This is a genomic window from Flavobacterium anhuiense, from assembly GCF_004151235.1.
Lineage (GTDB): Bacteria > Bacteroidota > Bacteroidia > Flavobacteriales > Flavobacteriaceae > Flavobacterium > Flavobacterium anhuiense_A.
This window is the reverse complement of sequence record NZ_JUIV01000029.1, coordinates 28,669-39,897: the sequence shown is the minus strand read 5'-3', so window position 1 is coordinate 39,897 and position 11,229 is coordinate 28,669. Positions and strand designations below refer to the sequence as shown.

At 35.0% G+C, this 11,229-nt stretch carries 6 protein-coding genes and 1 pseudogene; all 7 read right to left on the bottom strand.

Features of this window, described 5'->3' with window-relative positions; genetic code table 11:
• A pseudogene (locus NU08_RS21330) lies at positions 1-883 on the bottom strand (hypothetical protein); the annotation flags it as partial.
• Between the two features lie 1,021 nt (positions 884-1,904).
• Entirely contained in the window at positions 1,905-2,648 is a 744-nt protein-coding gene (locus NU08_RS21325) for a rhamnogalacturonan acetylesterase (protein WP_129749062.1), read from the bottom strand.
• Positions 2,649-2,863: 215 nt separating this feature from the next.
• Entirely contained in the window at positions 2,864-4,219 is a 1,356-nt protein-coding gene (locus NU08_RS21320) for a glycoside hydrolase family 28 protein (RefSeq protein ID WP_129749061.1), read from the bottom strand.
• A 334-nt stretch (positions 4,220-4,553) separates the two neighbouring features.
• Complete coding sequence (gene pelA, locus NU08_RS21315) at positions 4,554-6,548, bottom strand: pectate lyase (RefSeq protein WP_129749060.1); 1,995 nt, start codon at positions 6,546-6,548, stop codon at positions 4,554-4,556.
• Between the two features lie 245 nt (positions 6,549-6,793).
• Positions 6,794-8,383, bottom strand: coding sequence for a glycoside hydrolase 43 family protein (locus NU08_RS21310; protein WP_129749059.1), 1,590 nt, complete (start codon positions 8,381-8,383; stop codon positions 6,794-6,796).
• Positions 8,384-8,558: 175 nt separating this feature from the next.
• Positions 8,559-9,782, bottom strand: a complete 1,224-nt coding sequence (locus NU08_RS21305; RefSeq protein ID WP_129749058.1) for a glycoside hydrolase family 105 protein — start codon at positions 9,780-9,782, stop codon at positions 8,559-8,561.
• A gap of 22 nt (positions 9,783-9,804) precedes the next feature.
• Positions 9,805-11,004: a glycoside hydrolase family 105 protein gene (locus NU08_RS21300; RefSeq protein WP_129749057.1), complete on the bottom strand. Its 1,200-nt coding sequence runs from the start codon at positions 11,002-11,004 to the stop codon at positions 9,805-9,807.
• Positions 11,005-11,229 lie beyond the last annotated feature (225 nt).

The following is an 11,229-nucleotide window of genomic DNA, read 5'->3' as shown; positions in this document are numbered from 1 at the left end:
GAAGTCCCTGTTCTCCTTGAAGACCTTGCTCACCTTGAAGACCTTGAGTCCCACGTAAGTTTTCTAGCTGCGCATCGGTAAAATCTTCATATCTGAAATCACGTCCATTCGTCCCATCTATACCATTTGCACCATTAGTTCCTGGGTCTCCCTTAAGAGCTAACAGTTGTTCTGGCGTGAAATCTTCATATTTGAAATCGCGTCCATTAGCGCCATTGGCACCTAATATCTTTCCTAAATCTTTTGTAGAACCGTCTGAGTACGTAATAATAAGATTTCCTGAACCATTAACAGCCGTTCCCGAAATGCCTACTCCATTATCTCCTCTGTCTCCTTTATCCCCTTTTACTTTTCCCGCTTCTTTTGTTATACCATCTGAATACGTTATGATAAGATTTCCAGAACCATCAATAGCTGTTCCAGTAATACTTTTTCCGTCATTACCATTTTTACCTGGCAAACCTTGAGGTCCCTGATCTCCTTTTACTTTTCCAGCGTCTATACTAGTTCCATCAGAAAAGTTAATAATAAGATTACCTGTTGGGTTAACTATTGTATTAGAAATAGTTTTACCTCCAGCACCAATTTCATCAGAAAGCGCAATCCTATGCCATCTATCAATATACCAATAGTAATAACCTGGTTTCACATCTGCAATTGTCGCAGTGTTAAAGACTAGAAGACTGTTTACATTTTTTCCATCCTTAATGGTAGTACGATCTGTAGTGCTAGTTAATTTTATTTGAGGAATCAAAACACCTCTGTTATTTGCATATACCTCTAACTGTGCAGAAGGATTTGGCTCTACTTTTCCTATTACTACTTGGGAGTAGGCAGAATAACCACCTAACACAAATAGTAAAGGAAGTAATTTATTTTTCATAACATTTAAATTATCAATTTGATTTTTGCTTTTTCAAAATGAAGTATCTCTTTAAATTTTCAATCCGTTAACTAAACAATCAATTGGAAATCAAAACAAAAACGAACTAAAACATACTTAATTTGAGGATACAAAGTTCCGTCGAAAGTATTTTTACAAATACCACTAGAAGTTTTAAAAATTATAAATTAGGGTATTCTTGTAGCTGAAGCTTAAATTTATAAGTAATTATTTTCTTTTTTTTAAAATAAAAAAAGTGAGAGGATCTGAAATTCCCACACTTATGTAAAAAAATCAAAATATCAAAAACCAAAAATATTCAGATTCCCAAAAAATTACTAATTTTTAAAATTGGTATAGAGAAATACGATTACCGTTAAAAATTAAAAAAATGCTATAACAAGACACTTCTTAAATAAAAAAGACAGCTAATTTTTTAAAGCTGTCTTTTTCCATTACTATACTAAAAAATTAACTTTCTATTGAATATCTAATTAAAGATAGGCTTTCAATTTTATTTCCGTGCTGTCATATTCGAGCATATAACAATAAGTTCCTGTTGGAAGCTTATTCCTTATACTCAACTGTCACGCATCCATCTGAAAAGCCCTGAAGAGGATTCGTAACATTATCATAGCCGTTCTTCTAGTAGAATATCAACCCGTATCTGTCATAAACATGTACTACTCACCATAACAATACCGCTGTTCTGACAGCCAGTAATACGTCTGAAACAGTTTGCGAAAAAACCTAATTACTAATAAAAGGCAGTATTAGCAATGTAAAAAAATAAAGATCACCTCTAAAATGACAATTGTTCATTTCAATTTTCTTAAAATAATACGACATAGGATTTGCATAATTTTTTCCGAGGGGCAAAAGTATTATTAGACGAAATAATTATTTTTCCACTAAAAACCTAAAAAAATAACAGAATAAAGAGGTGAAAGACAAAAAATACCTGTAATAAAATTTTATTGCAGGTATTTTTTCGTTTAGGATTTTAGAAAAAATTTAATCTCTATTTTATTTCTTTTCTAAGTTTTTCTAATAAAGGTTCTTTTGTTTTTCTAATTTGATCAACAAAAATCTCTGCTATTTCTGTCGCTCCTTTCAATGACAAATGTGTATTATCTGCTTTTTCCTTATTATAAAATTGATTTTCGCCAGCTTTATAATGTAAATGTAATAGCTTAGACTTTTCAGGACCATAAGATTGTTCTAATAATTCTGTATAGTACTCCATGTCAATAAATGGAACTTTATACTCTTGTGCAACCAAACGTGTTTCCAGAGGATAATCACCATGTGTAGGCACTAAAACTCCCTTTTCATTGAAATTTCGTCTAGCGATAGATGTTAATAATACAGGAATTGCTCCTTTTTCTCTGCTTTCTTTTACAAAACGAATCAGATTGTATCTGTAAGCCGTATGCGGATTTGTATAACGTGCAGAGTCTTCTATTTTCTGATCGTTATGACCGAATTCTATAAAGACATAATCTCCTTTTTTCAATTTGCTGTAAATAGAATCCCAGCGTTTTTCGTTGATGAAGCTTCTAGTGCTTCGTCCGTTTACTGCTTTGTTGATTACGGTTACATTTTCGTTGAAAAAAGGTTGCAATACCTGCGCCCAGCCGTGTTCTGGATTTTTTTCTGGGTCTTTTTTATTGGCCATTGTGGAGTCGCCAATGCAGTATAGGGTTGTTTTTTGTGCAAAACAAACTGTGCTGATGAGGAATGTTAGGATGATGTATTTTTTCATTTTCTTTTATTTTTGTTTTACTGCTAAGTGTTTTTTTAGTGCTGCGTGTTTTTTTTAACCGCAAAGTGCGCAAAGGAAGCGCAAAGTTCGCAAAGATTTAGTTTTAAGAAGACAAAGCTTTGCGCCCTTTATATAAGGAATATAAAGAAAAAACTTAGCGAACTTTGCGTAAATCTTAGCGCACTTTGCGGTTAAAAAAACTTTGCAGTAAAAATTTAATGTTTGGAAACTGCCGTTGGCACTGTCGCTCGTTTGCCTATAAAAACATCCGTCATCAAGACATTTTCTGCATTTTCGTTCGACAAGGCATTTTTAGCTTCTTTTATTTCTATGTTTTTTAATGAAATATTCTTGATTTTTTTATCTGTGAATCCTTGAATTACAATTCCCGATTCTGATGCTTTGTTACAGGTAATATTCGAGAAATATACATTTGATATATCCGATTGATAGCCTTTTCCTTCTCCGTGATAATTTGCTGTGATGTACAGGCAATCTTCTACTTGATCTAATTGAATGTTTTTAACAAATATATTTTTGATATATCCGCCGCGATCGGCATTGGTTTTTAAATAAATGCCTCTTTTTAAATATCCTGCTGTTTTGCAGTTTTCTACAAATACATTCTGAACTCCAGCCGACATTTCGCTGCCGATTACGACTCCGTGCAGTCCTTTAAAATTACAATTTCTAATGATAATATTTTGGCTTGGCGTGGCTGTGTTGGCTCTTCCTTCGTGGTCTCTTCCTGCTTTTATGGCAACATTGTCGTCTCCGTTGTCAAAAGTTACATTTTCTATTAAAACGTCTTTTGCATATTCTGGATCGATTCCGTCGTTGTTATGATTTAGTGATTTATAGCTTATGCCGCGAATGGTTATGCCTTCTGATTTCAGAAGGTGCAGACACCAGAATGGCGAATTTTCGATTCTGATATTTTCGACTAAAATGTTTTTGCAGTTTAAAAACTGAATCATCTGGGGTCTTAAAAAGTAGCCTTCTCCAAATTTTCTTTCGCTTAATGGAGTATTATTATGATTCATGTCACGGCTACGGTTTTTGCCTTCGTTTTCTTTTGCTTTAAAAGTTTTCCACGTCTTTCCTCCTTCTCCATCAATTGTTCCTTCGCCAGAAATGGCAATATTATTGCAGTTGTTGGCATAAATAAGCGGACTGTAATTATACAGCATCGTTCCTTCCCAACTTGTTAAAACCATTGGCAAATAGTCTTTTGGATTGTCACTGAACTTTATTTTTGCACCTTTTTCTAGTTTCAAATTGACATTGCTTACAAAATGAATTGGTCCGTTTATTTTATACGTTCCTTTTGGAACAATAATAGTTCCGCCATTGTTCTTTTTACACAATGCCATCGCTTTATCAAAAGCCTTTTTATTGTCTGAAACAGAATCTCCTTTTGCTCCTAATTTCGTCACATTGATTTGAAAAGAAGGAATTTCTGGAAGCTTTATCCTGTTTACAATAGAATCGACTTTTGCTGACGGAAAATCTGCGTTTTGTGCAAAACATGCGCTGGTGATGAGTATTAAGAGAAGATATTTTAAATTCATTTTTTAAATATTATTTTTTTTTGTTTCACGCAGATTTTGCTGATTTTAGCCGATCTGCGCAGATTTATTTTTTCTTTTTTTATACCGCAAAGTGCGCTATGATTTACGCAGAGGTCGCTAAGTTTTTTTCTTTATTTACTTTGTCAAAGGGCACAGAGCTTTGTCGATTCTCTTTGTGTAGACGCACTGCGGTGCGTCTCTACGGAAAACCTTTGAACCTTTGTCTCCTTTACAAAAACTTCGTGTTCTTTGCGTATTCTTTGTGTGCTTTGCGTTAAAAAATTAACCGCAAAATATTGCAGTTTGTCCTGTAAACTGAGACTGCGACTGAATACTAAAAATACCATGTTCCAGCCTTATCCTTAAGAATGTTCTCAATAGAATATTGTGCCGCTTCTTTCTTTGAAAGCTGATGTGACCATTTTACTCTTTTTGACGGCTGAAATCCTTCGCCTGTGCAATTGTATTCGGCATAAAAGGCGTTTTTTTCTGCTTCAGGTTTCGACCAGTTTTCCCAGCCCTCTGGTTTAATTTGTGCGCCCATTTCGCAATTAATAAAAACCGTTTTGGCATAAATACGCCATGGTCTTCCTAAATAAACGTCTTTTGCTTCTGGATTTGCTGTGAGTTTACAATTCTTAAAAACGAATCCAAACGGCGTTCCTTTTGGAGTTGAAGCAGCTGTGATATACGAACTTTTGATGCTGTGAATAGTGCAGTTTTCAAACAAAACTGTTGCGCCTCCAAAAATAAAATCGGTTGTGCCTTCGATATAACAGTCTTTAAAATATTGTTTGGCCTCTTTTCCTGATAAGTATAAAGTGTCTTGATTACCTAAAAGATTACAGTTTGTTATTTTGGCGCGATTTGCCGTAACCGACAATGCTATAGCCTGTCCGCGTTCTCCTGAGGTATTTTTAATGGTTAGGTTTGATGCCGAAAAATCGTCTCCTTCAACCAAAAGTGTGTACGTATAAAAGGTGCTGTTTCTTCCCAGTGCAATTTTCGAAAAATTATCATCAAAGGTAATGATGGTGTTTTCTTTGCTTTCGCCTTGCAAAACAACGTTGGTATTCCATTCTGGGATTCGGACTTTCTCGTTATACGTTCCGTTTTTTACAAAGATTGTCACTTTTTCATACGGAAAAGCTGGCGTTGCATAAACCGCATCCTGAATTTTGGTATAATCTCCAGATCCGTCTTGCGCTACGGTAATATAGTTTACATTTTTCTTTTCTGAAGCGCCTACTTTGGTGCCATTTTTAACTGCCCAATCTGGAAATTTTTTCAATGCCTCTTGCGGTGCGTCTGAATACCAAGAATAGCCATTTCTTCTTTCTGATCCTATTTGATCCAATGATTTTTTCTTGATTCCGTCGCGGTCACAAAAGAAAGGTTCATTAGTTTCCAAATCCATAAATCTTGCCCAGATCGGTTTTGCATTTACGGTTGGAATCATTTTTTTGTCTACAATTTTTCCAGCGTCATTTAAGACTCTTTTTTCTTCTAAATTGGTGATTTTTGTTTTTTCGAACCACTCCACAGCACTTTTTACGGCTGTTACAATTTCTCTTGAAGGCTTGTGAATCGACATTAAAAGCAATACTATTTTTGCCGATTCGTAACCGCTTAACGAAGCCAACTCAAAAGCTCTAGCATTTGCGAGAGCCAATGTAACTTCGTCATGCTGTGCGCACCATGCCGTTAAAACTCCGTTTTGTTTGTATTGTGTTTTTAAGATGCAATCGATTCCTTTATCAAAAGCTTTTCTGCATTTTTCTACAACTTCTTTTGATGGTTTAATACTGTAATAATCCGATTCGTCTGCTACGGCTTTTATGACATTCATAATATTAACCATAGAATCGTCATTATAAGTAATGTGCGTATAATAGCCTTTTTTTAACGGATAAAACTGTGGCCAGCCTCCATTTGCATATTGCGCTTCAAGCAGATAATTTAAGCCTTTTAAGAAAGATTCTCTGTAACGTTCGTCTTTTACCTGCGAGTACATTCTAGACATAAAAAGCATTTCCTGACAAGTTGCTCCGTTGTCTGTTGTCGTTTCTACGGCCGTTTTTTTGAGTACAATTAAATCCTTTTTCTGCTTTTCGGTCAGTTCATCCTGCATTTGAATATTCTTTGGCCAGCCTCCAATGTCTCTTTGGTAGAGCAATACATTTTCGGCTATTTTTTTGGCTTCCGCCGAAGCAAACCAAGCGGCATCACTCTTACGAATAATGTCAGGCCATCTTTTGTAAGTGGTTTGAGCATGAATTCCAATGCTTAAAAATAGAATAAGCATTAAAGCTGTTTTTTTTAATTGCATCTTTTAATCGTTTTTTAATGCTTTGTTGTAAGGAACTATTTTATCTTCTAAAAAGTGAAAAATTAAGTTCATTTTCAATTTAATTATAAGAAAAATCATTTAAATATACATTTAAGAAATCTTTTTCTTATGAAATGTGTTTTGATATTGCTTTTTAATTTTCGTTCAGCAGAATCAAATCATGAAAGCCGTTTTTTTGAAAAAAAATAAAAAATTCACCTTTTTCTTCCTTTTTTGCACTTTTTTTATTTTGTGATTCGAAACCAATCTATTTCAACATTTCCAGAATCATTTTTTATTTCTTCGCCTAAAGCAAAAAGTCCGACTTTGGCGCCAATCCATTTTCCTTCTCTAGATTTGAAATCATTTCCGATAGACTGATAATTTTTATCGTCTAGGCTGTAAAAGAAACTGCACATTCCGTCTTTCTTAATTTGAACTCTTAGATAAATCGTATTGTTTTCTATAAAAATTGGTTTTGTTCCTGTTTCTGAAACCGTTTTGTCAAAAGTTCCCGTTTTCTGATTCAAGTATAGTTTTCCATCAACATTTTTAAAACACAGAAAACTGTAATCTAATCCCATTACAATCAAACCTGTTGATTCGCCTTTAAGTCTAGAATTAAAAGTCAGTTTTGCTGTAGCGGTAAATTCTTCTGCTGGAAATTTTTGCAATAATAAATTTGGCGCATTAAAAATGTTTGAAGTTGTCGTGTTGCAAAACAGATTCAGATATCCTAAACTTGTCGGAAATCCGAAATTGGTTTGTTTGTTGGCCTGCCATTGCCATTGCAATCCCAGTTTAGGTTCGTTAAATTCATCTGAAGTTGCCGGAACTTCTATCTGATATTTTTTGCCAACATTTGGCTTTCTATAAGTGGTTACGGGTTCACCAATTCCGTTTTTATCAAAATCTTCTCCCATAACTGGCCAGTCGTTTACCCACTTCATTGGCTGTAGATGCACAATTCGTCCGTAAGCGCCTTTATCTTGAAAATGGAAAAACCAGTCTTCTCCTGTCTGTGTCGTAACCCAAGCACCTTGATGCGGACCATTTATTGCGGTCGAACCTTGTTCTAGAACTTTCCTTTTTTCATAAGGTCCGAAAACATTTTTCGATCTTAAAACTGTCTGCCATCCTGTTGGAACGCCACCTGCGGGAGCAAAAATGTAATAATATCCATTTCGCTTGTAAAATTTTGGGCCTTCAATAGTTTCTTCGCCTTTATGTCCGTCAATCACCATTACTTCGTCATTATTCACAACGGTTCCTTCTGGATTCATGGTGCAAACCACTAACAAACTTTTAATTTGCGCTCGGCTTCCTGCAAAGGCATGAGTCAGATACGCTTTTCCGTCTGTATCCCAAAGCGGACTAGGATCGATCAATCCTTTTCCTGCTTTAACCAAAAGCGGTTCAGACCAAGGCCCTTCTGCTTTTTTGGCTTTTATCATATAGATTCCGAAATCGGGATCTGGGTAATAAATGTAAAATTCATTTTTATGAAAGGTAATGCTTGGCGCCCAAACTCCGTTTCCGTGCTGTACGCTATCGTACGTTTCAAACGGTGGCTGTTTTACCAAAGCATGCCCAATAATTTTCCAATTTACCAAGTCTTTTGAATGTAAAATTGGCAAGCCCGGAATACAGTTAAAAGATGAAGCTGTCATATAATAATCATCGCCTACGCGAACAACATCCGGATCTGAATAATCAGCATGAATAACAGGATTGGTGTAGGTTCCGTCTCCGTTATCTGGCGTCCAGACTTGTGCTGTATTCTTTTGAAAAGGAATAATGCAGAAAAGGAATAGGATGATTTTTATGTTTTTCATTTTTAACTATACTTTTTTTATTTAAAGCCGACAGGTTCTAAAAACCTGTCGGGTTCTAAATTTGCTTTTCTTTGAGGAGTTACTTTGCGATGCTTCGACTCCGTTCAGCAAGGCAAGGCATTGCAATTGATAATTAACAATTGACAATTATCAATTATCAATTATCAATTTTCAATTATCTGTTCAACTCAATAGCAGCCAAAATAAAAGGCCCTGTTGCTTTAGGATCGTTGTCTTTTTTTCTTTCGTTTACGTAATATTCGTAAGAACCGTCACGGTAAGGATTTCCTCCTAAACCTGCCACTTGACAGCAGTTGGTTAAAGTGATTCCGCCGTCTTCGTCTACTTTTTTGATTAAAACTGTCGTTAATCCGTCAAAAGCTTTGTTGGCTGCTTTTTTAAATTTAGCTGGCAAATAGCCTTTGTTTACTCCTTTTGCATATGCGTAAGCAAACATAGCCGAACCAGAAGCTTCTAAATAGTTATCTTTTTGACCACCTTTGTCTGTAACCTGATACCACAAACCTGATTTGCTATCTTGAAATTTAAGAATCGCTTCAGAAGCATTGTTTAAATATTTGATCAAGTCTTTTCTTTTTGGATGGTCTTTTGGCATATAATCTAAAACATCAACCAAAGCCATTACGTACCAGCCTAAAGATCTAGACCAAAAATTTGGAGAGTTTCCTGTTTCTTTATTTGCCCAAGGCATTTGTTTGCTTTCATCCCAACCGTGGTACAATAATCCCGTTTTTGGATCTGTAGCTTTAAGCTGAATTACTTCAAATTGTTTTGCGATATCGTCAAAGCTTTTCCCATTTTCAAAATTGGCTGTGTATTCTGCATAGAATGGCTCTCCCATATACAAACCATCTAACCACATTTGGTATGGATAGATTTGTTTGTGCCAGAATCCGCCGCTTTGAGTTCTTGGCTGTTCTGCAAGCTGTTTGCGAATTAGCTGTAATGCTTTTAAATATTTTTCATCTTTTGAAGTTTCATATACATCAAAAAGAAGACGTCCTGGCAATACTAAATCAATATTGTATTTATCAAACTCATACGTAGTAATGCTTCCGTCTGTTTGCACAAACTGATCCACATAACTTCTTACGTAATTTTTGTATCTCGCATCAGGATTTTTCTTGTACAATTCTTCTATTGAATGCAGCACTAAAGCATGAACGTAATCCCATTTTGGCTTTTTAGCATCGTCAATCATATACGATTCTGGATGGCGTTTCATCAAGGTCAAAGCCATTTTATCAGACCATTTCGCATTTTTTCCAATCACGATATCTTTTGCAGGTTCCTGTGAGGTTACTTTACAACTCGTAATAGTCATAACAAAGACCATCAGAGCCGACATGAAGTAATTGTGCTTTCTACTATTTTTCATTTCAACATATATTTAAATTCAACTATTTTTCTAATTCAATCGATGCTAATAAAAATGCTCCTAGGCCAATTGCACCATTTTCTTTTGTTTTGGAAGACAGATAATAATTGTTTGTTCCGTCACGGAATGGTTTTCCGCCCAAACCTACATTTGATGAAACATTCAAGACATTGACTTCTCCTTTTTTATCTACTTTCACAAATTCTTTTACAAAACTGCCAAATGATTTTTTAGCAGTTGTTTTATAGCTTGACGCCAAATAGCCTTTATTTGCTCCTTTTGCAAAAGCATAAATAATCATTCCAGAAGCTGATGGTTCTACATAATTCCCGTACAATTCTGGTTTATCAGCAACTTGATACCATAACCCATTTTCACTTTTAAACTGATTCACATTTTTTGAAATCTCATTCAAGTACCCTACCAAAACTTTATATTTTGGATGCGATTTTGGGAAATAATCTAACGTTTCAACCAACGCTACCATGTACCAGCCAATTCCTCTTCCCCAAATAGTTGGCGAAGTTCCTGTCTGTTTATCTGCCCAAGCGATCTCTTTACTTTCATCCCAAGCTTGATAAACCAATCCTGTTTTTGGATCTACAATATGTTTTTGAACCAATTCAAACTGTTTGGCGATATCGTCTAAGCTTTTTCCTTTTTCGTACTTAACGGTAAACTGCGCATAAAAAGGTTCTGCCATATACAAACCGTCAATCCACATTTGGTTTGGATAAATCTGTTTGTGCCAGAATCCTCCGCTTGCTGTTCTCGGTTGGCTTTCCAACTGATTTCTCAGTTTTCCGATAATCTGCAGATAGCGCGAATCTTTTGTAACATCATATAAATTAAACAGCAGTTTCCCTGGATTCAAACAATCGATATTGTATTCTTTAACATCATATTTTTTAATGTTTCCTGTACTGTCAATCATTCCATCAACATACTCTTGAATATAATTCAGGTATTTTTTATTGTTGGTCTTCTGATATAATTTTTCAAAACCAGACAATACAAAACCCATTTTATAATCCCATTTTGGTTTATCATTTCCGTCTAGCTGCCATGCATTCGGATACTTGTTTAAAATAGAAAGTGCTGTTCGTTCTGACCATTTTAAATCGTACGGAATTACATTGTCTGATGCCTCAGTCTGATTTTGTGCCATTGCAAAAACATTGAAAAGCAGAAATAATAGTAGAACTGTTTTTTTATACATCATATTTATTTTTTTAGCCACAGATTAATGGATTATTTGGATTATTCTTTGGCTGTTTTTTTTTTTAAACACATAGACTCATAGTTTAGAAAACTTAATAAAAGGTGTTTCACTTACAATAAAAAACATAGTATGCTTTATGTAAGAAGCGAGCTTCTTTTGATACTTTTTTAAAATACAATAAATTCTATGTTTCTATGTGTTAAAATTATTCTCACGCAGATTTAG

Bases quoted from the DNA above. Each gene is read 5' to 3' on its own strand.
- NU08_RS21325 (WP_129749062.1), bottom strand. From the start codon at position 2,648: ATGAAAAAATACATCATCCTAACATTCCTCATCAGCACAGTTTGTTTT.
- NU08_RS21320 (WP_129749061.1), bottom strand. From the start codon at position 4,219: ATGAATTTAAAATATCTTCTCTTAATACTCATCACCAGCGCATGTTTT.
- pelA (WP_129749060.1), bottom strand. From the start codon at position 6,548: ATGCAATTAAAAAAAACAGCTTTAATGCTTATTCTATTTTTAAGCATT.
- NU08_RS21310 (WP_129749059.1), bottom strand. From the start codon at position 8,383: ATGAAAAACATAAAAATCATCCTATTCCTTTTCTGCATTATTCCTTTT.
- NU08_RS21305 (WP_129749058.1), bottom strand. From the start codon at position 9,782: ATGAAAAATAGTAGAAAGCACAATTACTTCATGTCGGCTCTGATGGTC.
- NU08_RS21300 (WP_129749057.1), bottom strand. From the start codon at position 11,004: ATGATGTATAAAAAAACAGTTCTACTATTATTTCTGCTTTTCAATGTT.